A 25,235-nucleotide genomic window follows, 5' to 3' on the forward strand; every position below is an offset into this window, starting at 1 on the left:
CGCGACGAAAACCGAGCAGACCGACCAGGGCAACGCGGCCAGCGAGCAGGCGACCCTCGCCAAGAAGAAGGCTGCCGCCCTGTGGAACCCCATAGCGCAGCAGTACGGTCTCCCGCAGCACCAGTTCAACAAGCTCTGAGCTTGATCTTTAACCTCGGCAAGATCGTTTCTTGTCGGGGTTCTTGATTCGCCGGACAGAGAGCGCGGCCGTCCTTGAGGCTTCGGAGTGTCGAGCAACGAAGCACCAAGAAACGGCCGCTGTGATGAGTGTTCTGGATGACGCCGCCCGCGTCGAGTCGCTGTCCGTGTTGTCCTGCTTCCGTGAGGACTTCCATGCCTGCCTGTCCCGGCGAGCGGATGCACTGTTCGAGCTGACGGATGCGGTTCTGTGTGCCGACGGCCCGGTCACCTCGCTGGTCGACCTGACGCTGGTGGCGGAGCACCAGCGGGGACACGGCGCGATGTACGACGCGCTGAACTGCGGGCGCCTCCAGGTGGAACGTCTGCGCCGGTCGTTGGCGTCCCTGCCGCTACCCAGGGCGGCCGATGGGAGGATCGTGCTGGCGGTCGATGTCTCGCCGTGGCTGCGGCCCGATGCGCCGACCAGCGCGGAGCGGCTGTTCTGTCATGTCTACGGGCGGGCCAAGAGCAACTCGCAGTTCATCCCGGGCTGGCCCTACTCTTTCGTCGCTGCCTTGGAGACCGGACGCACATCCTGGACCGCGCTGCTGGACGCGGTGCGGCTGGGCCCGGCCGACGACGCCACTGCGGTGACCGCCGCCCAGCTCCGCGAAGTTGTCGACCGGATCATCGCTGCAGGGCACTGGAGCGACGGTGACCCGGACATCCTGATTGTGATGGACGCCGGCTACGACGTCACCCGCCTCGCTTTCGTCCTCACGGACCTGCCGGTCGAGCTGGTGGGCCGTCTCCGCTCCGACCGGGTGCTGCTTCGACCCGCACCACCGCACCGTTACAGCCCCAAGGGGGGCCGGCCCCGCAAGCACGGCGGAACCTTCACCCTGGCCAAGTCCGACACCTGGCACGAGCCGGAGGTGGCGACCGTCACCGACACCACCCGCTATGGGAAAGCCGAGGCGATGGCATGGGACCGGATGCATCCCCGGCTCACCCACCGCGGGCCCTGGCTGGACCACGAGGGCGAACTCCCCGTTCTGCATGGCACGTTGATCCGCCTCAGGGTCGAGTACCTGCCCGGTGACCGTGACCCCAAGCCGGTCTGGCTGTGGTCGTCGGTCACCGGTGCGAGCGCTGGACTGGTCGATGTGTTCTGGCAGGCCTTCCTGCGAAGGTTCGATCTTGAACACACCTTCAGGATGATCAAGCAGACGCTCGGCTGGACCCGTCCGAAGGTCCGTGAGCCCGATACGGCGGACCGCTGGACCTGGCTGGTCATCATCGCCCACACGCAGCTCCGGCTCGCCCGCCCACTCGCCGAGGATCTTCGCCGCCCCTGGGAGAAGCCCGCCGAGCCGGGGCGGCTCACGCCCGCGCGGGTGCGGCGGGGGTTTCGGAACCTCCGAGCGAAGACGGCCCGTCCGGCGGCCGCACCCAAACCTTCCCGGCCCGGCCCCGGACGCCCGACCGGCTCGAAGAACCGCCGCCGGGCACCCAACCACGACGTCGGTAAAACCGTGAAACGCGATCTCAGCATCGCGGAACACAAGAACCGTGCAGGTTAAAGATCAAGCTGAGCCGCTGGCCGCGGCACTGAGTAGACCGTATGAACCGAGCCGGTCACCGAGACGACAGGACAGGTTCGGGCCGCTGCGGTGACGGGGTCGACGGTGCCGCATCGCGTCGAGGGCTTCGGTGCGGAGGCGCTCGCGCCGCCTTACCAGTGGATCCTGTCGGTCCTGGCCGCACCGGAGGCCGCTTGCGGGATGCGGGCGATGAACGCTCGAATTGAAGACCGTGCTGTACAGCAGGGAAGCACAGCAACCGACCGCGACCACCCTGACGGCAGTCTGACGGCAACGACAACGGCCGTCAGCGTACGCAGCGGTATGTCACGGGGTGTCGATGTCAGTCGTTGTCGGGCCGGATCATGATCCTGGCCGCACGATCAACTCGCCTGAAAAGCGGAAGGTCGCCGGTTCGACCCCGGCCCCAGCCACCGTCGCCTACCAGGGCAAACACCCCCTCCGGGATCTTCCGGAGGGGGTGTTTTCGTATCGGGTACGCGAACGGCCTCGACCGTGCTCTTCGTGCATGCCCCTCGACGGCAGCCGTTGAGGGCAGCACGGATGCACATCCCGGCCTGTGCGGCTCAGCCTTTCGGACGAGTCAGAACCATGCAGCGGCCTCGCCCAAGGGCCGTCCCGTAGCGGCCTTGAACCCGCGAGAGTGCAGCCGAGAAGGTCTTGGACCTCGCTTCTTCGGTGATCCAGCGAGGCAAGCATGGGGCACCGGCCGAGGCCGCAGCTCAGCCGGATGTTGTCGAGCAGATCGCGAAGCTCGCGTCGCTCCACGACGCTGGCATCCTCACGGACGAGGAGTTCGCGGAGAAGAAGGCTGAGCTGCTCGAGCGTCTCTGACACTTGAGGCGGCCAGTCGGCGCCCGGGCCCGGGTCGACGCGCATGATCCAAATCTCTTGGCGCGGTACTGACGCCGGTTCTCGCGCAGGTGGTTCGACTTTACTCCGCAAGATCAACCGACCGGATCTGCCACAAGGTGAGCGTCAGGTTCGGCCACGCCCTGGGATGACTCACGGGTCGGCAGCTCGCGCCACACCTCGCCCGGGTATGGGGTCCGCCATCAGATCATTCAACGAGGCGCGTGGCGTCGGGCTCGCATGCCAGATCCCACCAGCGGCTCTTGCCCTCGACGGCTCCGTACCGGGCCTCCACGGACCAGCGGGCGGTCTCGTCGTCCTCGCGTAGAGCAGCACGTCGCGCCGGGCGAGCCGCCCCCGCACTCGCCCGCCTCGCACCGCCCCTCTGGATCAGCGTCAAGTCGTCAACTCAGCGGGTGAACCGCTGGTTGCGTGCGTCCGCCAGGGCGCGGTCGGGTCAGCGGATCAGAAGGTGCGGTGCGGCGGATGGCCTGGCGTCCTGGGCCGTCTCTGGGCCGTGCGAGGTTGCTCAACAGTGGCCAACGACGACCAATGACACCTACGCAGGCGCAGCGAGGCACCGCTCGGACCAGCGGAAACGCAGGTCGCCAACTTCTTGGGCAAGACCCAGGGCAAGAAGTCACCTCAGGTCGCATCACTCAGAGGATCCGGCAGGTTGTGCCACTCGTGACCGCACCCATCGGCGCAATGCAGCGCCCGCCTGCGGGTGTCCGCGATGCTGAAGAGGGCAACAAGCAAGCGGAAGGACTTGGTGAGTTCGTAGGCCGGAAGCCCTGCCATCCCGAAGCGCCACTTCGTGAGCATCACTGCAGGCGTGTGAGTGGGACGAATGCCAGAACGCGCAATGCTCTCCAGGACGTCGTCCTCGCAGGCACGGGCCTGCCCGCAGAACAGCACCAGTGCATGCAAAACCTTGCGCCGGTCTTCCTCCGAGAGGCCCTCGAACCACTCGACACCCTCAGCGACCGGTCTTAGCCCCTGCGCGAGTTCGTTCAGGACCACCTCGTGTGCGTACAGCACCGGCCGCCTCCCCTGCGGTACAGACATCGACGATTCCCCGGCTGTTCAGGGCGAAGGCGTGAAGCCGATGGACTGGTCGAGGTGAAACACGGGGCCCGGAGCCGTCGGTGTCCAACCCGTACGCAAGGCAACCCGAACAGCCGCAGCAACACCGGACGGCAGTACAGGTTCAGCCTCTCGACCGATCCAGTTGCTCGGATGCGGCTGATTAGTGGTGACCACAAGCGTCATCCCTGGGGCGTCGGCATGCTCGACCGCGAATGTGCACGGCGACCAGGCCAGGCCCTGGAAGTACGTCGGCCGGCCTCGCAGCCGCCAGCGGTAGGCAGTGCCGTCGACAACGATCCGGCGTGATCCCTTGCGGGCCAACGCCATGACTCCCTCCTTCAACAGCGAAGATGTTAGCGAGCCCAGCCCTGCCGTTCGTCTCTGTTTCAGTCTCCTTCAGCGCCGTTCGCGGGCGTTCAGACAAGAACGAAAGCAGTAGCCGCTCCCACGGCCGACCACCCATGAACGCAGGTGAACGGCCCCGTCCAATGCCCCTGGGGCCACCGACACAGTTGGAAAGCGTGCGGGACGGTGGACTGTCAGTGCGAGGGCCTACCGTCTGCCTCATGGCGAACAGACCCACTGACAACTGGCGTGCCTGGATGGCCGAGACAACCCGCGAGGTGGCGGCCGGAACCTTGGCCCCGGAGTGCGCCGGCGGTGCGGATCTCTACCCCGAGCCGTTGCTGCGGGCGACGGATACCGCCCTGGAGGCGTTCGAGGACGAGGTGCGTGCGCTGCAGGAGCCGTCCGACGAAGCTGTCTTCGGGACTGTTGAGGGGGTGGTTCTCGCACTCAACGCGATCGACGGAGACGGCCAGCACGGCGAGGCTGGCTTCTGCACGGAGGAGCGGGAGCAGCTGTGCGAATACATCGACCTCACCCTGAGCGAGCACGGTGTGGACGTGGCCGCTTTGGCTGCAAGGCAGGGCATCGATCGGTCAGAGATCACAGATCGCTGGCGCGACTGGTAATACGCGTGCTGTACAGCAACCCCAGCAACCGGCTCCGTCCGACAGCGCCGTTCCGGGCCTCGAAGCGGCCGGAAGAACTGCTGCTGACCGGTCTGGCCAGAGCTGCGGATCAGAAGACTTCTGACATCCACGGCTGACATCAACGACGCTAGACGGGGGCGTACGCCAGCAACCCCGTCCGGCCGTCGCACCAGTCGCCGACAGCAGCAGGAGCAGACTCGAATCGAACTCCTAAAGCGGGTGTCGCAGGTTCGAATCCTGCCGGGGGCACAACGCAAAGGGCCAGTTCAGAGGCTTGATCCTCTCGAACTGGCCCTTAGGCGTGATCACGGCCGTGCCACACACGTGCCACAAAGTCCGCTAAGAGTCCACATCGCCCCGCGTCTCGCGGATCATCGAGCCGAGGCGATCGGCGATCTCGCGGTCCCGGCCGTTGACCATGTGCTGATAGATCAGTGCCGCCCGAGGCGTGCTGTGGCCCATCCTGGTCATCAGCTCACGCAGGCTCGCGCCGGACGCGGCGAGGGTGTTGCCGGTGTGCCGAAGATCGTGGAAGTGCACGTCTGCGGTGATGCCCGCCTTCTTCCGTGCATTGGTCCAGTCATCCCGGAAGTTGCTGCGCCGAAGTCGACCACCCTGCGGACCTAGGAAGACGTGACCGTCACGACCGGGGCCCGCGTTGGCGTCGAGGTGCCCCTTCATGTCCGGCAGGAGTTCGGTCGGGAAGGCCACCGGCCGGACGCCGGCGTCGGACTTGGGCGCCTTGTCGAAGAGGGCTCCCGTCTGCATCTCCGCCTGTGCGCGCTGGACCATGAGCGCGCCGTTCTCCGTGTCGACGTCCCGCCGGCGGAGCGAGGCCAACTCGCCAAAGCGCAGCCCAGTGAAGGCAGCCAGGAGGACGAGCAGCCGGTAGCGAGGGGCCATCGCATCGGCAACGGCGTACACCTCGGCCACGGTGAGGACGGGGCGCTCTGGCACGTCGTACCGATCGGCACCCTTGACCCGGCACGGGTTGCGGCGGATCAGCTCATCATCAACGGCTGTGTTCAGGATCGCCCGCATGATCTGGTAGGCCTTCACCACGGTCGGCTCACCGGTCCGGGTAAGGCATTCCGTGCGCCAGGCCCTGACTTGAGCCGTCGTGATCGAGGACAACGCGCGAGCACCGAAGGTGGGCCGCAGATGCAGCCGAATCACTGACTCGTTTCGCTCACGCGAGCGAGCAGCAAGCTTGCGGTCCGTGAGCCATGCAGCGGCGTATTCGCCGAAGAAGACCTTGCCCGCTTCGGGATCGGCCCACTGACCACGGGAAATGTCTGCCTCGATGTGCGTCAGCGCAACCTCGGCATCCCGCTTGGCGGCGTACGTTTCCTCTGCACTGCGGAGTTGGCCCGTACTCGGGTCGCGGTACCGCACCTGCCAGCGACCGGACTTGAGCTGTCGAACGGAGCCGAACCGGCGACGCCTACCCTGGTTGTTCGGCATCAGGCAGCCCTCCTGAGCACGCCAGGACGAACGGTCACCGGCTCTACGGTTTGCTCTGCGACGAAGGCGGACAGGGCACTCTCTGGGATACGGACATGCCGACCGACCTTGACGAAGGTGATCCGCCGTTCCTCGATCAGCCGCCGAGGGAAACGGACAGTCGTACCCAGCAGCTCGGCAACCTGCTGCACGCTGAGCAGTCGTTCCACGGTCACCACTCCCCCTCTGTGGGCAAGTCGGACAGCGCCTCGCGGGCGGTTTCGCGGTTGAGTTGGATGTCTCGGCGGATGGTGGCGGCGAGCCAGGATTCGCGGGGGTGTGGCCGTGTCCGGCGTAGGTCCAGTGGGCGAGGGTGAGCGTGGTTGCATCCGGGTTGTCGTCGGGGTCGGGCAGGCCGAGCGCGGCGCGTTGCTGGGCGGCGCGGTAGTCGGCGCGGACCTGGCGCAGGGCGCCGAGGGTGGTGGAGTAGCGGCGGGACTTGGTGGAGAAGTGGCCGCGGAAGCCGAGCATGTGAGCCCAGTCCCGTAACTTTCGGTCCGGGTAGAGCGGGTGGAGGTCGAGGCAGGCCTCGATCAGCCGGCGCGGGTGGTCGGGCACGTCGAGCAGGGTGAGGGCTTCCGTGTTGCCGATCCGGCGGTCCACGGTGCCGGTGGTCTCGGCTGCTTTGGTGGCGTACTTGGCAACGTAGGAGGCGACGGCCTGTTCGGTGATGTCTTCGCCGTCTCCGAAGGCGCCGATGGGCTGCACGTCGAGTTGGGTGCCCCAGCGCAGGGTGCGGGTGGGCTGGTCGCCGGCGGGTGGCACGTCGACGGAGACGCGGGCGGCTGCGGCGTGGATGGCGTCGGTGAGCAGGTCGAGGGTGGCCCAGGCGGGCGGCGGGCTGTCGGGTCCCTCTGGTCCGTCGAAGCGGATCACGGCGTGGAAGTGGACGGCCCCGCGTTTTTGGTATTCGGCGACCTTGCCGAAGGAGACGCGTGACTGTTCGTGGGCGGCTGTCTGGGTGAGCCCGACGTGTCGGGCGATCTCGCGGCGCAGGTAGATCGTGAAGTAGCGCCACAGGTCGGAGGCGTGGTTGTTCCACAGCACCGCGCCCGCGTAGTCGTACCGCTCCGGGTCGAGCGCGGTACCCAACTCGGGCGCGTCCTCGCCATGGCGGGTGCCGCAGGCGCAGTGCCGGGTGCCGGGGCGGTTGTGGACGGGGCCGAACGAGGGGGCGGTGAGGGTGGCGAAGACCCGGGGGTGATCCCGCACGGTGTGCGGGGTGCCCTTGTCCGGGTCTCCGGTCAGTCCGGCGCGGATGAGGTGGTAGGTGTCTCCGGCGTAGGTCCAGGCGCAGGCCGGGCAGCGGGAGGCCCGCCGGTTGCCGCACGCGACGCGGAGCGTGCCGCCGGGTTCGTGCTCGGTCGTGTAGTGGTGCAGGACCGTGCGGGTGGCCGGGTCGATGGTCTTGGTCGCGCCGACCAGCCGGATGGGGTCGGCGCAGCCGCCGGTGCGTCGGATCTGTTCTTGCCAGCGGTCGAAGTCGCCGGATGCGGCCACCCTGAGCACGTCGGCGAGGGTGGCCGTATCCAGGCCCGCCGCGGTGGCGGTGTCGGTCACGCGGACACCTCCGGCGCGTTGGTGTTCAAAGCGTCCAGAGCGTCGGCGGCTTCGAGTGCTGCGGCAGCCAGGTTGCGCAGGGCCCCGGAGGTACCAGGCGCGGCGATCAGCGCGATTTCGACGAGGTCGCCCCCGATGCGGAGGCTGACAAAGGGTGCGGCGCTGTCCGCGAAGGCGGTGACGCGGAAGCGGCTGTCCGGCTCGATGTGGGCCGAGGTGGTGAGGCTCTTCACGCGGGTCACCTCCGGCCCTGGGCGAGCGCGAGAACCGGGACGATGTGGCCAGTGCCCTTGCAGGCGGGGCAGTCGACGCGGAGGGTGGCGTGGGTGCCGTCGCGGTGGCGGGTGCCGGTGGTGATCGCGGCGGTGGCGAAGCCGTCGCAGTCGCGGCAGACGGGCGTGTTCTGGGCGTGCTGGGGCATGATGGGGCTTCCCTTTCGGGTCCGTTGGATCTGGAAGTGGGTTGCAGGCGCCCGGAGCGGCGGAAGTTTGGCGACGGAGGCCGCTCCGGGGGCCGTTCAGCGGTGCTTGTCGATGTCCTTGAGCAGGGAGCGGAGAACGACCGCGACCACGGCCACCGAGGTGGCGGTGATGGCCACGGCGAGCAGCAGGGAGACCAGGACCGCGCCGACGACCAGGACCACGGCGCCACCGCCGGCGGCGAGGGCGAGCGCGCTGCCCGGGGTGAGCTGGACCACCGGCCGGTTCGAGATCGGGGCTGCCGGGGCCGGGGGCGGTGCGGTGGGCACCGGAGTGTTGGCGGTAGGGGGCGTAGTTGCCGGGGGCGGTGCGGTGTCCGGGGCCGGGTACTTCGGTGTGAACACGGGGCTTGTCCCTTCTGGGGATCGGTTACTTGACGACCGCGCCGATGGCGGGGCCGAGGACGCTGTGGGCGATGAGGTAGCCGCCGAGGAGGAGCACGGCCACGAGCCACCACGGCGGGCGGACGAGCTTGACGCCGAGCCATCCGACGACGATCAGGGCAAGCCAGAGGGGGACGTCCATGGCGGGATGTCCTCCTAGGCCTTGCAGCGGTGGGTGCGGGCGGCGAGTTCGGCGCCGGACCGGTCGGGGTAGTCGGCGGAGAAGCCGCAGCCACGGGCGGTGCAGGCGGCCGTGTGCATCTCGCGGCCACGCCCGTCGTAGTAGGTGCCGACCTGCACGGGGCCGATGCGGATCCGGTCGCGGAAGCGGCGATAGACGGTCACGGATGGATGTCCTTCCGGGTCAGGTGAGTTGGAGTTGTGTGGCGATCGCGTCGGCCATCGGCCCGGGCAGTTGGAGCCGGGCGGACAGCGCGTTGGCGGGCATGGGAGAGCCGGTGGAGGCCTGGTGGGCGGCGGCGATCTTTCGGGCGTGGTCCAGCAGTGCGGCGGGAACGGCCGGTGTGCCGGCCACAGGCGGGGTCGGAGTCAGTTCCGGCACCGGGGCTGGGGCGGGATCCGGTTCGTCGGTGCGGTGCATCTCGACTTCCGAGGTCGCCGGTACGTCGTCCACAGCCTGTGGAGGATCTGCCGGGTCGGCGGTGGAGTGGACGAGGAGGGTTCCACCGAGGAAGGCCAGGGCGGGCCACCCCGCGACGAGGATGCACAGCCAGGCGGGAACACGCTCCAGGTCGAGGAGTCCGGCGGTGGCAACGTTGGCGCCGAGCGAGGCACACAGCGCGATCACGAACCACGTCCAGGCGGACCGATCCCGGCGAGCCGTGCGCAGTCGACGCCAGGCGGCGACCAGCAGCAGGTCGACGGAGATGGGGTAGGCCCAGGCCTTCCAACCGGATTGTCCGGCGGCTGCCGCCACATCGTGCAGGTGGGCGAAGGACAGCGCGCCGGCGATGACGGCTTGGATCAGGACGGCATCCGGGCGGATCGAGCGGGACATGCGGTGCACCTCCCTTCCGGGGGTCAGTCGGCGGCTTCGCCGGTGCCCAGGCAGGTCAGGCACAGAGCGGCTTGCCGGTTGTCAGTGGGCCGGCCTTTGCGAGCACCGACACGGACGGTTTCGGCGATCTCGCCCTTGCCGTCGCAGTCGGGGCACTTCGCAGGGGTCGGTCGGCGGGCCGGCTTCTTGGCGGTGGCCACCGTGATCACTCCTGGCCGGGGTACTGGGGACCCGCGTTGGGGTCGTAGCCGGGCGGCCGTGCGGGCAGGGACACGGCGAGGGCGCGGCCGATCACGTCGATGAAGCCCTGATCAGCCCCCGGGACCGTGGCATACGCACTCAAGTCGCCGAGCAGGGCGAGGGTGCGGTCATAGTCCTCTTCAGGCGAGTACATGAGCGGCCTCTCTCTTCGGGCATGGCTCGGGTAGGGACCTGGCGCGAAGGCGGTCGCGCCGACCGGAGTGGAGTAAGCCGGCTAGTCGGTGGCCGGAACGGGCTTTGTCAGCGACGGGCCGGGGGTCGACACGGGCAGTTTCGGTCGGAAGGGTTCGAGGAACGGCAGGTCCGGCGCCAGATGGGCGAATTCCCGGCAGACCGCGACCACTTCGTCGCGGGAGGTTTCCGGGGTGCGGATCTTGGACCAGCCTCCGGAGGCATCCGCGGCGACCGCGGTTCCCGGGCGTTCCATCGGGATCAGGCTGGCGACGGTCACCGCGTCCGGGGCCACGTCGGCCAGGCCCATTTCGGCGGTCTGCTTGTCGTTGACGCGGTGGACCACGCGGCCGGTGAGCTGGGCGCGGAGCATGGTGGCGCCCTTGCCCAGCTCGGAGCCGAAGCGCTGTCCGCAGATCTCCAGGTGGATGCCGACCGCGCGGGCCATCTGCGCGAGCCGGATCAGCGCGGTCACGAGACGCTCTCGGCGTTCCTCGTCCTTCCGGGAGGAGATCAGGAAAAGTTCCGCGACCTCGTCGACCAGGACTACGACCGGCACGGGACGGATCTCGTCAGGCAGCTCCCACAAGTCGGAGACGCCGTACCGGCTCAGCAGGTCGAAGCGGTCTTCCATCTCCGCGACCAGGACATCCAGCAGCGAGGCGGCATCGTCCGGGGTGGTCACGAGCGCCGACAAGCGCGGCGCATACGCGGACTGTTCCACCCCGCGCTTGCAATCGATCCCCACCAGGGCCACCGGCAGTTGCGCAAGGCCCTTGATCAGGTTGCGCTGATACATCGACTTCCCGGACCCGTTGGCACCCAGCGTGAGCGCCATCGGTGCCTTGCGGTAGTCCCGCTCGAATGCGGTCCCGTCCTCCCGCAGGGCAACCGGCACGACCATGTCGTGCGGTCGAGCCGTGCGCGGCATCCGCACCCGATGCAGTACGTCATGGCCGGTCATGTGCAGCTCGACGAATCCGGGCTTGGTCTCGGTCACGGTGACCGAGTGGACGCCCCAGGCGTGCCGCAGCCGTTCGGAGGAGGCGGCGAGATCGGCGGGCTCCAGGCCGGCGGGAAGCCGCAGGGTGACCCGCAGCCCGGTCGAGGTGCCCCGCACCCGGCGGATCTTCGGCGGGACCGGCTGAACCTCGCGACGGGCGACGTTGCGGGCCACGAACGCCCGCAGGCGGGACGGCTGCACCGTCAGCCCGCACACGTCCATCGTGGAGCGGTAGGTCAGAGTGAACCGGCCCCAGGTGACCGGCAGTCCGACCAGCGACCAGTACACGCGGGGAGCGCGTATCTTCGCGTAGCCGAGCCCGCCGGCCCCCGCTAACGCTCCCGTGGCCTCCAACCACATCGACAGATCCATGGTCAGGCCGCCGGGGTGATCGCGACCGCGCGGAACGAGATGCCGTGCCGCTTCTGCCCGTTGAACTCGTTCTCCCAGTCACGGGCCTTCAGCCCGATGACCTTGACCGGCATACCCGGGACCAGACCCTCCTGGTAGCCCGTCTCCGGGATGGTCACCTGGTACAGGCTCCCCTCCCCCTCATCCGAGACCAGCAGACCCACGGTCGACAGCGCGGCACCGGTCTCCCGGTCCATCGCCCGCTCACCGGTCTTCGCGTTGGCCAGCTTCGGCGTCGGCGCGGTCGCCACGAACACCACAGCGGTCGAAAGGTCGATCTTGAAGGACGGCATGATGGAGTCTCCCTGTTGGGACGAGCCCCGGGCTGCGTTGTGATCTTGGCGGATGGCACACAGCCCGGGGCGGCTTGTTGTTCGGCAGGCTCGAAAGTACTCGCAGAAAAACTGCGAGTCAACAGAAAAACTGCGACTAGTAGCAGAACTCCGCGTCTGCGAGACTGAGCGCATCGAGAAGGAGGAAGAAATGGGCAACTTTGGCCTCTTCGTCCGCTTCACCCTGCGCGACGGTGCGGGCGAAGCGTTCGACGCTCTGGTCTCCGAGACCGCCGAAGGGATCCGCGCGCATGAGCCCGGCACGCTGGTTTACGCGTGCCACGAGGTCGAGGGTGCGCCGAACGAACGGATCTTCTTCGAGCTGTACGCCGACCACTCCGCCTTCGAAGAGCACGAGCGTCAGCCGCACACCCGCCACTTCCTGACGGAGCGGCACAAGTACGTCGAGAAGACCGAGGTTGACCGCCTTCAGCCGTACGCCGGCAAGTACCCCACCGAGGTCGAGAAGTGACCGCTTCCGAGACCAACACCGTGGGTGCGAGAGTCAAGGAGCTGCGTCGCGCCGCGGGCATGTCGCAGAGCGACCTTGCCGCGGCGATGGGTCGCTCGGAGAGCTGGGTGTCCCAGGTTGAAAGAGGGGTGCAGCCCGTCGAGCGGCTATCGATCCTCCAGGCTCTCGCCGACGCGCTCAACGTGTCCGTGCGAGACGTCCGAGCCGACGCTGCCCCGGCCGAGGAGATCAAGTCGGAGGAGCAGCCGACGAGCAACGACCTCGATGGCCTGCGCGTAGCCCTGACCGGCCACCCAGCGCTGGGCAGCCTCTTTCAGCAGGCGCCCGCCGAACCGACTCCGTCGCTTGCCGATTTCCGTCAGCAAGTGGACGAGGCGTGGACGCTCGTACACGCGTCAAGCTATGCAGCACTGAGCGATCACCTTGCCAAGCTGCTCCCGCTCATCGAGACCGCGGTACGCCACGCTCCGACGGCTGAGCGCGCAGAACTGCACTCCCTGCGGGCCAGGGCGTACCAAGTGGCCGCAGCGAGTTTCACCCGTCAGGACCAGGCCGATGCGGCATGGGTCGCAGCCGATCGCGCCCTGGAGGCAGCAGAACTCGCAGGGCAGCCGTTGGAGGTCGTGGCCAGTCTGTTTCGCATGGCGCACGCCTTCATGCGCCAACAGCACATGGAGCAGGCGGAGCAAGCAGCAACGTCCGCTGTGGCCGTTTTGGCACCGAGAGCAGAGGCCCCCGCATGCTCGCCGGAAGAGCTCTCTCTGCTGGGTGCCATGAACCTGGTCCTTGCAGTGATCAACGCAAGGGAAGGCAACCGCGGGCGAACGCATGAGCACATCGACCGGGCTCGGGAGATCGCGGCGCGTTTGGGTGAGGACCGCAACGACTTCGACACGGAGTTCGGGCCGAGGAACGTCGAGATCCACGCGGTGAGTACGGCCGTGGAGTTGGGAGACGCCGGGCTAGCCCTAGAGGTGGCCCAGCGGGTCGACGCCACTGGTCTTTCCCCGGAGCGGCAATCACGTTTCCTGCTTGACGTGGCGCGAGCGCACGCGCAGCGGCGACACGTCGGCGAGGCCACAGCCGCGCTCCTGGAGGCCGAGGCTCTGGCACCCGAGCAGATCCAAGATCACCATTTGGCCCGCGAGGTCATCCGCGACTTGATCCAGCTTTCGGGCCCTCGCATGCCTGAATCGCTGCGCGACTTGGCCGAGCGGAGCGCTGTCGTCTAGCGCGAGGTGGGTTCGAGGATTACGGGCAACTTCGTATCCGCGCGAAATCTGATCCAGGGAAAGTGTCGGGGTCAGACCGGACAGAACCCTATCCAGCTGCTCAACTGCCAGAAGCAGCACCGGAGGAGCAGCGCCTTTCACAGTGAGTTTGGCGGCGTGCACGACCGAGATGACGGGGCGGACGGGAACGTCGGCCCCGCATCGACGGGACAGAACCTCCGACACGCGCCACGCTTCGTGCTGGCTAAGTACTATGTGTCGCGTCGACGCTCCGTTCACGGTGATGGCTGAGTCGGTCTTCACCTTGACCTCGGCGATCGCCCTGGTCTTGCGCGGGTTCGACACCACGACTCGCGCCACCTTCGGGCGCAGCAGCAGAGCGATCGCCTCAGAGTTGCCGGTGGCCTCCAAGGCCACCTCGTCGTCCTCGCGCAGCGACTCGGCCCAGGCCCGCAACTCCTGCGGGCGGCAGCCGATCTGCCCGGCATCGCTCAAGACGCCGTCCTCGATCACGGCGATCTGCGCGAAGTCGCGGTGGATGTCCATTCCGATCTTGCGGCCCATGGCTGTCTCCCTCTGGTCCCTCTCGTTCTGCTGGGGACCAGCTGGGCGAAACGACACCTACGGATTCGCGCTCGCAGCGCATCCTGGCAGGTCGCAGGGGCAACTAACTACAAACTGGGGCGCGCGGCCCATGGTTCAACACCGGCCTGCCCATGCCGAATCCCCGGATGGCCCTTGGCCCGGACGGTCGCACCGTACGGCGAGGAAAGCTTCCCGTCACTGCCGGTACCAGAACGGGCCTCCACCGATGTTCATACCGGGTACGAACCCGATCGAGTCGCCCTTCTCCACCGTGAAGCTCCGCAACAAGATCACCCGCGGGGCCGGCTCCCGCGCCGCAGCCCTCGCGGTGCTGTTCAAGCTCGTCGAGTCCGCCCAGACCCGCTGGCGGACCGTGAACGCACCCCACCTCGTCGCCCTCGTCCGCTCCGGAGCCCGCTTCGAGCGCGGTGAGCTTGTCGAGCGGTCCGAGCTCAACGCCGCCTGAGCCACCTCAACTGATCCACAAACCTTGACAATTACTCGTGTGTCGTTGATATACCGATTGCCGTCACGTGAGATGACTTCTACCAGTTCGTCCCGCACTGGGGCCCGTACTGGAACAGGAGCATCTGCATGGCACCACATCAATCGGTCCGTACACCCCGCCCCTACGCGCGGCAACTGACGGCTGTCGCGCTCGCCCTGGGCACGGTCGGCGCGCTCGCCGCCACGGCGTCGCCCGTGGCAGCCGGGACGGGGGACGCGCCGCGGAAGGCCGACCATGGCTTCCAGGAGCGCGATCTCGTGTCCGATATTCCGGGCAGGGCGGAGAAGACTGACCCGAACCTGGTCAATTCCTGGGGTCTGGCCCGTACGACCGCTGGCGCGATCTTCGTGTCGAACAACGGCTCAAACACGGCCACGACGTACTCGGGCGCCCGGGACAACCAACCCGTCATCATCCACCGTCGGGTCGTGTCGATCCCTGCGGGCGGCGCCCCGACCGGGGTCGTGCGCAACGACACCGACGACTTCCGCTTCACCGACCCCAAGACCGGGAAGTCCGGAGTCGCCCGCTTCCTCTTCGCGGGCGAGAACGGTGACGTCTTCGCCTTCAACCCGAACGTGAACCGGACGAACGCCGTCCGGGTTGCGCACGAGGACAGCGACGGCGAGACCGCCGTCTTCAAGGGCCTGACGATCGTGCCGGGCGAGAAGGAACACCGAAATGACCAGAAGCACGAGAAGGTCGGCACGTGGCGCGACCAGTGCCACGAGCCCCGCCTGCTCGTCGCGAACTTCCGTGACGCCCGCATCGACAGCTTCGACACGCATTTCAAGCTCTTGCCGCCGGATGACCGGTTCCAGGACCCGGACCCGGACAAGAACGGCTTCGCGCCGTTCGACGTCAAGCTGATCGGCGACAAGGTCTTCGTGACCTATGCAAAGCAGGACGCGGCTAAGCACGATGACGTCGCCGGTCCCGGCAACGGCTTCATCGATGTGTTCAGTACGGAGGGCAGGCTGCTCGAGCGCTTCGCGAGCCGTGGCGTGCTCAACTCGCCCTGGGGACTCGAGACGGCGCCGGAGAAGTTCGGGAAGTTCTCCGGTGACCTGCTCGTCGGCAACTTCGGAGACGGCACGATCAACGTCTTCGACCTGCAGACCGGGCGGTTCGAGGGAACCGTGCGGGATCGCCACGGGAACCCGATCGTGATCCCCGGGCTGTGGGGCCTCCAGCGCGGCACCGACAAATCGGGCGGCAGGAACAGCGTCTGGTTCGCGGCGGGAATCAACGACGAGAACGACGGGCTCCTCGGTACTCTGCGCGCCGAGAAGTGATCCGTCTCCGTATCCCGGGTGCTCGCCGGGCGGCTACACCCGCCCGGCGAGCACCTGTCCCGGCCAGGCACCCTCCCTGACCGTGAAGACCCGCGTCGCGGTGAAGCTCTAACTCTCGTAGTACGCGACGAGCTTGCGGTCGTCACCCGCGTAGCAATCAACGTGGAGGAGCGAAACGCCCTGCCGCCGGGTTTCCTCGATGGCGTGCGCGAGCAGGGCCCTGCCGACGCCGTGGCCCTTGAAGCGACGGTCGGAGGCGAGCACATCGAAGTACCGCTCGGGCTCACCGGCCGGCTCCAGATACGGTCCGGGCGCATCTGTGAGAGTGAGCGAGCCGACCAGGACGCCGTCTCGACGACGAACACTGAGGTGGAGCAGATCATCGAGGCGAAGCGGGAGCATCGTGCGCCGCCTGAAGCGCCGGAGCCGGAGGCCGGGCCCGGCAGGGTGCTGGACCTCATGGCTGCGCTGAATGAGTCCGTGGCGCGGGCGAAGGCCTCCCTCGACGAGGTGGGCGAGGCCGAAGTGCACGGGATGCCACAGAAGAAGAGTGGCCATCCGCGTTGTCCCGGTTTCCTGCTGCCTTTCGGCTACCGGCATTCGCTTCTTGGGTCATCCTGTTCCCGCCAGGGAGTTGAGCGTTCCTTGCGGTCGGCCTACCCGGTGCACGAAGCAACCAGGGCATGAACGGCACCAAGACCTGTATCAGCCACCTGTATCGGCCATGTGTCGACCATGGAGCTGTTACAGGTTTCTCTACTTCATCAAGCCCGCGTCGCTCCGCTCCGCCGGGCGCGCTCCCGGCTTCGCCGCGGGCGCCGCTCCTGCCTTCGGCCCGCTCCGCCCGCGCTGCGCCGACGCGCGCCCACAAGCACGGCGCGAGGCAACGAGATGAGAACCAACCGGCACCACGGCAGCTCACCGTCAAGGACATGCCTCCGGCGGGGGCGCTCATGCGTCCGGGGTGGGATGGGCCCGTCCTGCGGGTGCCGGCCTCGGCGTGGTGAGCGTGGGTGGCTCCCATCCCGACCACCTCCGACCCAGGTCAAGCCGAGCAGACGCGGCCCAGGGCGTCCAGATCGTTCGTACAGTGGCGCGCTCCATCTGGACGCCCTGAACCACGCCCGCTCCACTGCGTGTGGGTCGAAGGCGGACGGGATGGGAGCTGGGGAGGGTGCGGGTCGGGAAGTCGGGTGCGGCCCTGGTCTAGCCACTCCAGATGAGTACAGGCGGGCTACTACTGCTTTCGCGGGGTATTTCCATGGTCACGACAGTGTCGCCGGGTGCACCATGAACGCCGTGGTGAGAGTGGGCAGGGTGGCCAGCGAGGACTGGACTGTGCTGAGGGCGATGCGACTACGCGCTCTAGAAGTGGACCCCGACGCGTTCGGCGCGACGTTCGAGGATGAGCGAGCGCGGCCGGAGGGCTTTTGGCGTGATCGGATCGCGACCAGCGCATGGTTCCTGGCGTGGGCTGGACAGCAGCCAGTAGGGATCGTGGCAGCAGTTACCCCACCCCTCCCAACCTCTGTCGAACGCCAACTCGATGCGATGTGGGTTGACCCGGCATTGCGCGGACACGGTGTCGGAGAGGCCTTGGTCAATGCCGTCCTTGCCTGGGCGAGAAACCAGGGTGCTGTGTTCGTGTCGTTGACCGTGCTCGATGGCAACGACCACGCGCGATGGCTCTATGAGCGCAGCGGGTTCCGCTCGACGGGAGAAAGGGAGCCTCGCCCACGCAATCCCTCCCAGATGCGCGAGAGGCTCCGCGTGTCCCTGTCCGTAGCTGGTGGTGCTCCCCGGGCCGTCCCCGGGCCGTCCGAGGCGGACCAACGTCGACAGACGACGACAGAGGCCGACGGCATCACCGCAGGTCACAAAGGCCAGCCAGGGCAGACGCCCACGTGAGAGACTGCCTGCGCCACTTCCAGAAGAACTGTCTGAGGGACTGGGAAGCAGAGACGGTGGCGCGCTACTGTGCCGCCGTGCGTGAAGACTCGGTGATCATCACACTGACCGACGACCAAGCGCTCGTGCTCTCCGACTGGCTTGAACGCATGGAGGGATCCGAGGCCTTCAACGCGCTGGTGGATGACCAGGCCGTGTGGGCAGCCCTGCATCGAATCTCCGGCACGCTCGACAAGTCACTCATGGGCATCTTTGCGCCTGACTATGCCGAGCGTCTCCAGGCAGCTCGACAGCGAATCGTCGGCACCGGAGAAGACTGACGGCCGCTGTTGGTTGGCCCGTGCCACATCCGTGCCAGATCGGGCGGGAACTCACGGGGAATCAGGGTGGGCAGGGGTACGTGCCGCCCGACTCGATGCAAGGTAGGAAACCGCTGGTCGAGCCAGTGATGGCCCAACCTCGCTCCTAAAGCGGGTGTCGCAGGTTCGAATCCTGCCGGGGGCACCAGCCAAAAGGCCCCGGACCGATCATGGTCCGGGGCCTTTGACATCCACTTTTGACATCAACGGGGCCGGTCACGGGCGACCGGGGCGCCTCCTGAGCAGCCTGTCCATGTGGCTCATGGCCTCGCGCTGCGTGTCCTGCACGACGTGCGTGTACACGTCCATGGTGATGCTGATCTGGGAGTGCCCGAGGATCTCCATCACGACGCGGGGAGCCACTCCGGCCGCCGTGAGGAGGGTGGCCGTGCCGTGCCGGGCGTCGTGCAGCCGGATGACGCGGAGGCCGGCGGACTGGGCGATGCGGGTGAAGGAGCGGTAGACGTTCCGCGGCTCGACCGGGCGTCCCGTGCGGGTGGTGAAGACGTACTCCGACTCCCGCCAGGTCTCCCGTGCCTTGGCACGAGCAGCTGCCTGCCGCATCCGGTGCCAGCGCAGGGGCGCGATGCAGAGACCGGGAAGTGGGACGGCACGGCGCCGGCGGCTCTTGGGGTCGTCGTCGTAGAGGACACCACGGCGGCGTTGGGTCTGCTGGCGCACGTAGAGGACGCGATGGTCGAGGTCGAGGTCCGACCAGCGGAGACCGACGATCTCTCCACGGCGCAGGCCCATGGCGATGGCGAGCACGAAGGCCGCGTAGAGCGGGTCCTTGCGGGAGGCGGCGAGGAAGTCGAGCGTCTCGTCGAGGGTCCAGGGCTTCAGCTCGCGGTTGCCGGTCCGAGGAGGCTCGACGAGCTTGGCGACGTTGCGTGTGATCAGCTCTTCGCGGCAGGCGGAGGACAAGGCCGACCGCAGAACTCGATGCGCTTCCTTCGCGGTTGCTGCGGTCGTCTGCTGTTCCAGGCGGACGATGAAGCGGCGGACGTCGGCGACTCCGAGGGATTCGAGCCGCTTTGAGCCGAGGAGGGGCACCAGGTAGAGGCGCACGTGCGCCTCGTACTTGTCGTACGTGCTCAGCTTCCGGCCGGGCTTGACGATGTTGTCCACCCAGTACGGCAGCCACTCGGAGAGCTTGGCCGACTTGGTGGGCACGGGCACGCCCTGGTCGACCTTGTCGAGCAGTTCGCGACGCTTGGCATCGCACTCTGCCCACGTCTTGCCGTAGGCGAACTTGCGGGCGCGGGTGCCGTCCGGCTGGAGCACGTAGACCGCGCACTGAAAGCGACCGTCCTTGCGCTTGGTGATGGTGCCCGCCCCATTCGGGTTCCGCTTGCGTTGCTGGGCCATCAGGCGATCTCCTCCATGCGGCCATGGATGAAGTCCTGGACAGCGTCGGCGGGGATGCGGCGGCAGCCGTCGATCTTGATCGAGACCAGACGGTGGGAGCGGATCAGGTCGTAGACCTTGGAGCGTCCGACCTTGAGCCGGGTCATGACTTCCGGCACGGTCAGCAGTTGGGGGGTGGCGGTGGTCATGCTGCGGCTCCTTCCAGGGCGAGTTGGTCACGTAGGGCTTCGCGGGCGGTTTCGCGGTTGAGTTGGAGGTCGCGAGCGATCGTCACGGCCAGGGCCGACTCACCGGGGGTGTGGCCGTGCCCGGCGTACTGCCAGTCGGCAAGGACGAGCACGGTGTCCGGCTCGATGTCCACCAGGGCGTCGAGACCGAGGGCTTCGTTTTCCTGGGCCGCGCGGTAGTCGGCGCGTTCCTGGCGCAGGGCGCCGAGGGTGGTCGAGTAGCGGCGGGACTTGGTGGAGAAGTGGCCGCGGAAGCCGAGCATGTGGGCCCACGCCCACAGGCGGCGGTCCGGGTACAGGGGGTCGAGGAGCTTGCAGGCCTCGATGAGGCGGCGCGCGTGGTCGGGGACGCCGTGGCGGTCGAGTTCGGCGAGTTCGCCGATGCGGCGGTCGAGGGTGCCAGTGGTCTCGGCGGCCTTGGTGGCGTATTTGGCGACGTAGGCGGCGACGGCCTGTTCGGTGATGTCAGAGCCGTCGCCGAAGGCCTTGACCGGGCGGACGTCGAGCTGGGTGCCCCAACGGAAGGTGCGGGCGGGCTGGTCGCCAGCGGCTGGCACCGAGACCGAGGTGTACGAGTGCGCGGCAGCCGCGTGGATCGCGTCGGTGAGTAGGCCGACGGTCGCCCAGGACGGCGGCGCGGTGTCTGGCCCCTCGGGTCCGTCGATGCGGATCACGGCATGGAAGTGCACGGCGCCGCGTTTTTGGAACTCGGCGACCTTGCCGAACGAAAGCCGGGCGCATTCCTTCAGCTCGCGTTGGGTGAGTCCGGCGCGGGCGGCGATCTCGCGGCGGAGCCGGGTGGTGAAGCGCTGCCAGAGCTCTCCGGCGTGGTTATTGAAGAGGACCGCGCCCGCGTAGTCGTACGTCTCCGGGTCCAGGGCAGTACCGAGGACGGGAGCATCCGAGGGGTGGCACGTGCCGCAGCGGCAGATGCCACGGTCGGGCCGGTTGTGGACCGGGCCGAAGGAGGGGGCGGTGAGGGTGGCGAAGACGCGGGGATGGTCGCGGACGGTGGCGGGGATGTCGCGGCGGTCGTCTCCGGCCAGGCCAGCGCGGATCAGGTGGTAGGTGTCGCCCGCATAGGTGAACGCGCAGGCCGGGCAGCGGGAGGCGCGGCGGTTGCCGCAGGCGACACGCAGGCGTCCGCCCGGCTCGTTCTCGGTGCTGTAGTGGTGCAGGGTCTCGCCAGTGGTCTTGTCCTTGTGGAGGGTCCAGCCGGTCAGGTGGATGGGGTCGGCACAGCCGCCCGTGCGCTTGATCTGGTCTTGCCAGCGGTCGAAGCCGGGGGCCCCGGCCACCCTGAGGAGGTCTTTCAGGGTGATCGGGTCCAGGCCCGCGAAGGTCGCGGTGTCGGTCACGCGGCACCCTCCGGCACGGCGGCTGCCATCTGGTCCAGCACGCCAGCGGCTTCGTCGGCGGCCCGGGCCAGGGCGCGCAGCGCGTCGGTGGTGCCAAGGCGGGCGATCAACGCGACGTCGACGCAGTCTCCCCCGATGCGCAGGCTGATGAAGCCTTCGTCATCGTCAGTGGGGTTGAAGACGGTGACGCGACTGGTGGTGTGCGGCTCGATGTGGGCGGAGGCGGTGAGGGTGTTCACGCGGCCACCTCCCACACGCTGGTGCGCGGCCGACGCAGGGGCGTGGCGCCGGCGCCATGGCAGGCCGGGCAGTGGGCGGTGATGGTGCGCAGGTGGCCGCGGGCGTCGCGGCCGCCGAGGGTGACGGCGACAGAGGCGAAGCCGTCGCAGTTCGGGCAGATCCGCGCGCTGCGGGTGGTGGCCGGGGCGGGGCCGGGCATGATGGAGATTCCTTCCGGATCGATGGTTCGGGCAGAGGTCGGCGCCCGGGCGGCGGAGACTTGGCGGTTTCAGGGCCGCCCGGGGGCCGGTCAGCGTCGCCGCGTCTCGGAGGCGAGCAGGGAGCGCAGGACGACCGCGCAGACGGCGACCGAAGCGCCCGTAATGGCGACCGCGAGCAACAGCGAGACGAGGACGGCGCCGACGACCAGGACGACGGCGGTCCCACCGCCGACCAGGGCGAGCGCGGTACCTGGGGTGAGCTGGACGACCGGCCGGGACGGCGCAGGGGCCGCCGGGGCAGGTGGCGGCGTCTGAGCCGCGGGGATGACCGTGGTCGGCTCGACGACGGCGGGCGGGGTCACATGGCCGGTCGGTGTGGGCATGGTCGGGACTTTGGGGCGGAGCATGGTCGATCTCCCTTCTGCGGGTGGTTACTTGACGGCGGTGTTGATCGCGGGGGCGAGGATGCTGTCGGCGAGGAGGTAGCCGCCGAGCAGCAGAACGGCGATGAGCCACCAGGGCGGGCGGATGAGCTTGACGCCGAGGTAGCCGACGACGAGCAGGGCGAGCCACAGCGGGACCTGCACGGGTGGCCTCCTTCAGCGGACGGTGCAGCGGTGGGTGCGGGCGGCGAGCTGGGCGGCGGAGGAGCTGGAGTAGTCGGCGGACCAGCCGCACCGGTCGTTGGTGCACACGGCGGCGTGTTTGGTGTGGCCGTGGCGGTCGCGATGGGTACCGATCTGCACCGGGCCGATCCGCATCACGGAGTGGAAGTGGTCGCGGGCGGGCATGGCGGACGGTTCTCCCTTCTGGTCAGGCGAGGTGGGCGGCGATGGCGTCGGCCAGCTGCGGTGGGACGCCGAGGCGGGCACGGAGGGTGTCGGTGTCGATCCGGGTGCCGGTGCGGGCCTGGTAGTCGACGGCGACCTTGCGCGCGTGCTCGATGAGCACGGCTGGGACCGCGGGCGCTGGGTCGGCGGCCGGAAGGGCCGGTGCTTCGGCGACTGGTACCGGCTCGGGCTCCGGGGCACCGACTGGCTCGGGTGCGGGGTCGGTGTGGGGTGTGGGGTTCGGGTCGGCGGGTGCCAGCGGATCCGGTGTCGGGTGTCCGGTGGAGTGGGCAAGGAGGGTGCCGCCGAGGAAGGCGAGGGCGGGCCATCCGGCGATGCCGAGGCGGAGCAGGGCGGGCGGGTTGGCCAGGTTGAGGAATCCGGCGGTGGCGATGTTGGCGCCGAGGGAGGCGAACAGGGCGATCACGAACCAGGACCAGGCCAGCCGGGACGGCCCATCAGAGCGGAGGCGTCGCCAGGCGGCGACCAGGAGCAGGTCGACGCTGACGGGGTAGGCCCACGCCTTCCAACCCGCCTGTCCGGCAGCGGCGGCCAGGTCGTGCAGGTGGGCGAAGGACAGCGCTCCGGCGATGACGGCCTGGACCAGGACCGCGTCCACGCGTAGGGCGAGGCGGGCCATCACGACCCCTCCTCGCCGGGGTAGGGGGGTCCGTCGTTCGGGTCGTAGCCGGGCGGGAACGTGCCGGGCGGGGGTTCGGGCAGGGAGGCGGCCAGGGACGGGCTGATGGCTTCCACGAAGTCGAGGTCTGCGCCGGTCATTTCGGCGTAGAGGGCGAGTTGGCCGAGCAGGAGCACGGTGCGGGCGAAGTCCTCGCAGTTGGGGCACATGACGAACGGCCTCCCTTGAGTAGGCATGGCTCGGGTAGGGACCTGGCGCGAAGGCGGTCACGCCGACCGGGAAGCGGGGAAGATCAGGCCGTGACGGGGGCCGTCTTGGACAGCGGCACCGAGGCCGCAGGAGTGCCGGGCAGAACGGGGCGGAACAGTGCCAGTTCGGGCAGGTCCGGGGTCTGGTCGGCGTGCCGGTTGCAGGTGTTGACGGCCTGGCGCAGCGTCGTGTGCGGGGCGCGGATGCGGTGCCAGCCGCCGGTCGAGTCTCCCGCTACGGCCACGCCGCGCATCTCGGCGGGGATCTGGATGGCAGCGAGGACGGCGTCCGGGGAGATATCGCCGAAGGCCATGTTGGCGCTGGTCTCGTCGTTGACGCGGTGGGCGGTGCGGCCGGTGAGCTGGGCGCGGAGCATGGTGATGCCCTTGCCGAGTTCGGAGCCGAAGCGCTGTCCGCAGATCTCCAGGTAGATGCCGGCCGCGCGGCCGAGCTGGGCGAGGCGGACCAGGGCGGTGATGATGCGGTCTCGGCGCTTCTCCTCTTCCTTGCTGGCGTAGAGGGCGAGTTCGGCGACCTCGTCGACCAGGACCACGATCGGGGTGGGGCGGATGTCGTCGGGCAGGTCCCAGATGTCGGCGGCGATCTCCGCGTCAGGGATGTCGGCGGTGATGCGCTGTTTGGCGCGGATGAGTTGGTAGACGGCCTCCATGCGGGCCACGAGGGCGTCGAGGAGTTCGGCGGCGGTGTCGGGGTTGTCGGCGAGGGCGGAGAACCGGCGGGCCAGCGGGAACAGTTCGACCCCCTGCTTGCAGTCGATCCCGACCAGGGCAACATTCTGCGCGGCGAGCCCCGCGACGAGGTTGCGCTGGTAGACGGACTTGCCGGATTCGGTGGCGCCCAGGGTGAGCGCGTGGGGTATCGCGCGGTAGTCGCGGTAGTGGACCGAGCCGTCTTCGCGCAGGGCGACCGGGACCCGCATCGGGCGGGTGTCGGTCTTGGCGGGCATCTGTACCCGCTTGAGGACGTCGTAGCCGGTCATCCGCACCTCGACCACGCCAGACCGCAGCTCACGCGAGGTGACTCCGTACATCGAGAAGGAGTGGCGCAGCCGGTCGGAGGCGGCGGCGACGTCGAAGGCGTCCTGACCGGGCCGCAGCTTCAGCCTGAGGACCAGGCCGGTCCGGGTCGGCCGCAGCCGCAGGATGCGCGGCGGGCGGGATTCCGGGACGGGCCGGTTGGTGGCCCGAGCTAACGCCAGCCGCCAGCGTGAGGGCGGGACGGTCAGCCCGCAGGCGTCCATGACCGTGGCGTAGCGGACCAGAACTCGGATCGAGGCGAGGGTGACCCCGAAGGTCAGCCAGTACCAGGCGGGGCGCCGCCACCGCAGGAGACCCGCAGCAGCGACGACCAGCACCAGCGCGACCGAGACGACGGTCATGATCAGGCTGCCTTCGACGCCGAGTCAGCGGCGGCGAGCGAGGTGACGGCGACCGCGCGGAACGCGATGCCGTGCCGCTTCTGCCCGTTGATGTCGTTCTCCCACGGCCGGGCGATCAGACCCGTGAGCGCAACCGGCGTGCCCATGGCCAGCTCACCGGAGATGCCCGGCTCGGGGACGGCGACGGACAGGATCTCGACCTCGTCGTTCGCCGCGAACATCACGTCCACGGTCATCATCTTCGCGCCGGTCTCGGCGTCCGTGGCGATCTCACCGGTGCGGCGGTCCTTGACCTTGGGCTGCGGAGTCTTGGCGACCATCACGGTCGCGGCGGAGGTGTCGACGGGAATCTGACGCATGATGGAACTCCCTTACAGAGGGGCGGGAGCGGCGTACTCGCTTGGCGGTGGGTCGCCGCTTCCGTGCGTTGGCAGATGACCGCAGCAAACCTGCGGGTGTTTACGCCTCCAACTGGTGCGCACCAATAGGTTGCATCTGGTGCGCACCAGAAGTCAAGCAGTGTCGTAGCTTCAGCGCCTCAACTCGCCTTGCTGCAACGGTTCTAGAGAACAACGCCCACCAAC

34 protein-coding genes and 3 pseudogenes are annotated in these 25,235 nt (G+C 68.5%); 9 read left to right on the forward strand and 28 right to left on the reverse strand.

Annotated elements, in window-relative coordinates:
- Nucleotides 1-263: 263 nt before the first annotated feature.
- Nucleotides 264-1,703: an NF041680 family putative transposase gene (locus ACQEXA_RS31960; RefSeq protein WP_432920289.1), complete on the forward strand. Its 1,440-nt coding sequence runs from the start codon at nucleotides 264-266 to the stop codon at nucleotides 1,701-1,703.
- 681 nt (nucleotides 1,704-2,384) lie between these two features.
- Complete coding sequence (locus ACQEXA_RS31965; RefSeq protein ID WP_432929099.1) at nucleotides 2,385-2,558, forward strand: SHOCT domain-containing protein; 174 nt, start codon at nucleotides 2,385-2,387, stop codon at nucleotides 2,556-2,558.
- A 663-nt stretch (nucleotides 2,559-3,221) separates the two neighbouring features.
- On the opposite strand, the gene ACQEXA_RS31970 is transcribed toward ACQEXA_RS31965, so the two are convergent.
- The gene (locus tag ACQEXA_RS31970; protein WP_432929097.1) at nucleotides 3,222-3,617 is read right to left on the reverse strand and encodes a DUF5958 family protein; all 396 of its coding nucleotides are present in this window, start codon (nucleotides 3,615-3,617) and stop codon (nucleotides 3,222-3,224) included.
- A gap of 45 nt (nucleotides 3,618-3,662) precedes the next feature.
- Nucleotides 3,663-3,992: a hypothetical protein gene (locus ACQEXA_RS31975; RefSeq protein WP_432929095.1), complete on the reverse strand. Its 330-nt coding sequence runs from the start codon at nucleotides 3,990-3,992 to the stop codon at nucleotides 3,663-3,665.
- Between the two features lie 239 nt (nucleotides 3,993-4,231).
- Here ACQEXA_RS31975 and ACQEXA_RS31980 point away from each other — a divergent pair, with 239 nt between their 5' ends.
- On the forward strand, nucleotides 4,232-4,639 hold the full coding sequence (locus ACQEXA_RS31980; protein WP_432929093.1) for a hypothetical protein: 408 nt from the start codon (nucleotides 4,232-4,234) through the stop codon (nucleotides 4,637-4,639).
- A 360-nt stretch (nucleotides 4,640-4,999) separates the two neighbouring features.
- On the opposite strand, the gene ACQEXA_RS31985 is transcribed toward ACQEXA_RS31980, so the two are convergent.
- The 13 genes and pseudogenes from ACQEXA_RS31985 to ACQEXA_RS32045 all read right to left on the reverse strand — a co-directional run bounded on the left by ACQEXA_RS31985 (nucleotide 5,000) and on the right by ACQEXA_RS32045 (nucleotide 11,742).
- Nucleotides 5,000-6,124, reverse strand: a complete 1,125-nt coding sequence (locus tag ACQEXA_RS31985; protein WP_432929092.1) for a tyrosine-type recombinase/integrase — start codon at nucleotides 6,122-6,124, stop codon at nucleotides 5,000-5,002.
- On the reverse strand, nucleotides 6,124-6,342 hold the full coding sequence (locus ACQEXA_RS31990; protein WP_432928749.1) for an excisionase family DNA-binding protein: 219 nt from the start codon (nucleotides 6,340-6,342) through the stop codon (nucleotides 6,124-6,126). The genes ACQEXA_RS31985 and ACQEXA_RS31990 overlap by 1 nt, the downstream gene beginning before the upstream one ends.
- A pseudogene (gene repSA, locus ACQEXA_RS31995) lies at nucleotides 6,336-7,723 on the reverse strand (replication initiator protein RepSA). The gene ACQEXA_RS31990 and the pseudogene repSA (ACQEXA_RS31995) overlap by 7 nt, the downstream one beginning before the upstream one ends.
- Nucleotides 7,720-7,956 (reverse strand): hypothetical protein, encoded by a 237-nt coding sequence (locus ACQEXA_RS32000; protein WP_433131793.1) that lies wholly within the window; start codon nucleotides 7,954-7,956, stop codon nucleotides 7,720-7,722. Before ACQEXA_RS32000 ends, repSA (ACQEXA_RS31995) begins: the two are co-directional and overlap by 4 nt.
- 5 nt (nucleotides 7,957-7,961) lie before the next feature.
- Nucleotides 7,962-8,144 carry a hypothetical protein gene (locus ACQEXA_RS32005; RefSeq protein WP_432928753.1) on the reverse strand — a complete coding sequence of 61 codons (183 nt, stop codon included), beginning with the start codon at nucleotides 8,142-8,144 and terminating at the stop codon, nucleotides 7,962-7,964.
- Between the two features lie 96 nt (nucleotides 8,145-8,240).
- On the reverse strand, nucleotides 8,241-8,546 hold the full coding sequence (locus ACQEXA_RS32010; RefSeq protein WP_433131795.1) for a SpdD protein: 306 nt from the start codon (nucleotides 8,544-8,546) through the stop codon (nucleotides 8,241-8,243).
- 25 nt (nucleotides 8,547-8,571) lie between these two features.
- Nucleotides 8,572-8,727, reverse strand: coding sequence for a hypothetical protein (locus tag ACQEXA_RS32015; RefSeq protein ID WP_432928757.1), 156 nt, complete (start codon nucleotides 8,725-8,727; stop codon nucleotides 8,572-8,574).
- A gap of 14 nt (nucleotides 8,728-8,741) precedes the next feature.
- A complete protein-coding gene (locus ACQEXA_RS32020; RefSeq protein ID WP_432928759.1) occupies nucleotides 8,742-8,930 on the reverse strand; it encodes a mobile element transfer protein in 189 nt (62 codons plus the stop codon).
- Nucleotides 8,931-8,949: 19 nt separating this feature from the next.
- Nucleotides 8,950-9,603 carry a DUF2637 domain-containing protein gene (locus ACQEXA_RS32025; RefSeq protein ID WP_433131797.1) on the reverse strand — a complete coding sequence of 218 codons (654 nt, stop codon included), beginning with the start codon at nucleotides 9,601-9,603 and terminating at the stop codon, nucleotides 8,950-8,952.
- 23 nt (nucleotides 9,604-9,626) lie between these two features.
- Nucleotides 9,627-9,803 carry a hypothetical protein gene (locus ACQEXA_RS32030; protein ID WP_432928763.1) on the reverse strand — a complete coding sequence of 59 codons (177 nt, stop codon included), beginning with the start codon at nucleotides 9,801-9,803 and terminating at the stop codon, nucleotides 9,627-9,629.
- Between the two features lie 5 nt (nucleotides 9,804-9,808).
- Entirely contained in the window at nucleotides 9,809-9,997 is a 189-nt protein-coding gene (locus ACQEXA_RS32035; RefSeq protein ID WP_432928765.1) for a hypothetical protein, read from the reverse strand.
- An 81-nt stretch (nucleotides 9,998-10,078) separates the two neighbouring features.
- Nucleotides 10,079-11,398 (reverse strand): FtsK/SpoIIIE domain-containing protein, encoded by a 1,320-nt coding sequence (locus ACQEXA_RS32040; protein ID WP_432928767.1) that lies wholly within the window; start codon nucleotides 11,396-11,398, stop codon nucleotides 10,079-10,081.
- A gap of 14 nt (nucleotides 11,399-11,412) precedes the next feature.
- On the reverse strand, nucleotides 11,413-11,742 hold the full coding sequence (locus ACQEXA_RS32045; RefSeq protein ID WP_432928769.1) for a hypothetical protein: 330 nt from the start codon (nucleotides 11,740-11,742) through the stop codon (nucleotides 11,413-11,415).
- Between the two features lie 190 nt (nucleotides 11,743-11,932).
- On the opposite strand from ACQEXA_RS32045, the gene ACQEXA_RS32050 reads away from it, so the two are divergent.
- From ACQEXA_RS32050 to ACQEXA_RS32065, 4 genes and pseudogenes are all read left to right on the forward strand, one after another.
- Nucleotides 11,933-12,253 carry a putative quinol monooxygenase gene (locus tag ACQEXA_RS32050; protein ID WP_359404992.1) on the forward strand — a complete coding sequence of 107 codons (321 nt, stop codon included), beginning with the start codon at nucleotides 11,933-11,935 and terminating at the stop codon, nucleotides 12,251-12,253.
- Nucleotides 12,250-13,485 carry a helix-turn-helix domain-containing protein gene (locus ACQEXA_RS32055; protein ID WP_432928771.1) on the forward strand — a complete coding sequence of 412 codons (1,236 nt, stop codon included), beginning with the start codon at nucleotides 12,250-12,252 and terminating at the stop codon, nucleotides 13,483-13,485. Before ACQEXA_RS32050 ends, ACQEXA_RS32055 begins: the two co-directional genes overlap by 4 nt.
- A gap of 826 nt (nucleotides 13,486-14,311) precedes the next feature.
- Nucleotides 14,312-14,536 (forward strand): annotated as a pseudogene (locus tag ACQEXA_RS32060) (IS256 family transposase); the annotation flags it as partial.
- Between the two features lie 128 nt (nucleotides 14,537-14,664).
- The gene (locus ACQEXA_RS32065) at nucleotides 14,665-15,873 is read left to right on the forward strand and encodes a TIGR03118 family protein (protein WP_433131799.1); all 1,209 of its coding nucleotides are present in this window, start codon (nucleotides 14,665-14,667) and stop codon (nucleotides 15,871-15,873) included.
- A 33-nt stretch (nucleotides 15,874-15,906) separates the two neighbouring features.
- Here the strand turns inward: ACQEXA_RS32065 and ACQEXA_RS32070 are convergent.
- A pseudogene (locus ACQEXA_RS32070) lies at nucleotides 15,907-16,236 on the reverse strand (GNAT family N-acetyltransferase); the annotation flags it as partial.
- A gap of 987 nt (nucleotides 16,237-17,223) precedes the next feature.
- Between ACQEXA_RS32070 and ACQEXA_RS32075 the strand changes: the two are divergent.
- The gene (locus tag ACQEXA_RS32075; protein ID WP_432939244.1) at nucleotides 17,224-17,781 is read left to right on the forward strand and encodes a GNAT family N-acetyltransferase; all 558 of its coding nucleotides are present in this window, start codon (nucleotides 17,224-17,226) and stop codon (nucleotides 17,779-17,781) included.
- A 77-nt stretch (nucleotides 17,782-17,858) separates the two neighbouring features.
- Complete coding sequence (locus tag ACQEXA_RS32080; protein ID WP_432928774.1) at nucleotides 17,859-18,101, forward strand: hypothetical protein; 243 nt, start codon at nucleotides 17,859-17,861, stop codon at nucleotides 18,099-18,101.
- Between the two features lie 255 nt (nucleotides 18,102-18,356).
- Here ACQEXA_RS32080 and ACQEXA_RS32085 read toward each other — a convergent pair whose 3' ends face one another.
- The 12 genes from ACQEXA_RS32085 to ACQEXA_RS32140 all read right to left on the reverse strand — a co-directional run bounded on the left by ACQEXA_RS32085 (nucleotide 18,357) and on the right by ACQEXA_RS32140 (nucleotide 25,010).
- Nucleotides 18,357-19,508: a tyrosine-type recombinase/integrase gene (locus ACQEXA_RS32085; protein ID WP_432928776.1), complete on the reverse strand. Its 1,152-nt coding sequence runs from the start codon at nucleotides 19,506-19,508 to the stop codon at nucleotides 18,357-18,359.
- Nucleotides 19,508-19,696 (reverse strand): helix-turn-helix domain-containing protein, encoded by a 189-nt coding sequence (locus tag ACQEXA_RS32090; RefSeq protein ID WP_432928778.1) that lies wholly within the window; start codon nucleotides 19,694-19,696, stop codon nucleotides 19,508-19,510. Before ACQEXA_RS32090 ends, ACQEXA_RS32085 begins: the two co-directional genes overlap by 1 nt.
- Nucleotides 19,693-21,093 carry a replication initiator protein RepSA gene (gene repSA, locus ACQEXA_RS32095; RefSeq protein ID WP_432928780.1) on the reverse strand — a complete coding sequence of 467 codons (1,401 nt, stop codon included), beginning with the start codon at nucleotides 21,091-21,093 and terminating at the stop codon, nucleotides 19,693-19,695. Before repSA (ACQEXA_RS32095) ends, ACQEXA_RS32090 begins: the two co-directional genes overlap by 4 nt.
- Nucleotides 21,090-21,332: a hypothetical protein gene (locus ACQEXA_RS32100; RefSeq protein WP_432928782.1), complete on the reverse strand. Its 243-nt coding sequence runs from the start codon at nucleotides 21,330-21,332 to the stop codon at nucleotides 21,090-21,092. The genes repSA (ACQEXA_RS32095) and ACQEXA_RS32100 overlap by 4 nt, the downstream gene beginning before the upstream one ends.
- Nucleotides 21,329-21,532 (reverse strand): hypothetical protein, encoded by a 204-nt coding sequence (locus ACQEXA_RS32105; protein ID WP_432928783.1) that lies wholly within the window; start codon nucleotides 21,530-21,532, stop codon nucleotides 21,329-21,331. Before ACQEXA_RS32105 ends, ACQEXA_RS32100 begins: the two co-directional genes overlap by 4 nt.
- Before the next feature lie 90 nt (nucleotides 21,533-21,622).
- Nucleotides 21,623-21,940 (reverse strand): SpdD-like protein, encoded by a 318-nt coding sequence (locus ACQEXA_RS32110; protein ID WP_432928785.1) that lies wholly within the window; start codon nucleotides 21,938-21,940, stop codon nucleotides 21,623-21,625.
- A gap of 24 nt (nucleotides 21,941-21,964) precedes the next feature.
- The gene (locus ACQEXA_RS32115; protein ID WP_432928787.1) at nucleotides 21,965-22,120 is read right to left on the reverse strand and encodes a hypothetical protein; all 156 of its coding nucleotides are present in this window, start codon (nucleotides 22,118-22,120) and stop codon (nucleotides 21,965-21,967) included.
- Nucleotides 22,121-22,132: 12 nt separating this feature from the next.
- Nucleotides 22,133-22,324, reverse strand: coding sequence for a mobile element transfer protein (locus tag ACQEXA_RS32120; RefSeq protein WP_432928789.1), 192 nt, complete (start codon nucleotides 22,322-22,324; stop codon nucleotides 22,133-22,135).
- 22 nt (nucleotides 22,325-22,346) lie between these two features.
- Nucleotides 22,347-23,003, reverse strand: coding sequence for a DUF2637 domain-containing protein (locus ACQEXA_RS32125; protein WP_432928791.1), 657 nt, complete (start codon nucleotides 23,001-23,003; stop codon nucleotides 22,347-22,349).
- The gene (locus ACQEXA_RS32130; protein WP_432928793.1) at nucleotides 23,003-23,212 is read right to left on the reverse strand and encodes a hypothetical protein; all 210 of its coding nucleotides are present in this window, start codon (nucleotides 23,210-23,212) and stop codon (nucleotides 23,003-23,005) included. The genes ACQEXA_RS32125 and ACQEXA_RS32130 overlap by 1 nt, the downstream gene beginning before the upstream one ends.
- An 83-nt stretch (nucleotides 23,213-23,295) precedes the next feature.
- A complete protein-coding gene (locus tag ACQEXA_RS32135; RefSeq protein ID WP_432928795.1) occupies nucleotides 23,296-24,651 on the reverse strand; it encodes an FtsK/SpoIIIE domain-containing protein in 1,356 nt (451 codons plus the stop codon).
- A 2-nt stretch (nucleotides 24,652-24,653) separates the two neighbouring features.
- Complete coding sequence (locus tag ACQEXA_RS32140) at nucleotides 24,654-25,010, reverse strand: hypothetical protein (protein WP_432928797.1); 357 nt, start codon at nucleotides 25,008-25,010, stop codon at nucleotides 24,654-24,656.
- Nucleotides 25,011-25,235 lie beyond the last annotated feature (225 nt).

The organism is Streptomyces sp. CA-106110 (assembly GCF_050936285.1).
GTDB lineage: Bacteria > Actinomycetota > Actinomycetes > Streptomycetales > Streptomycetaceae > Streptomyces.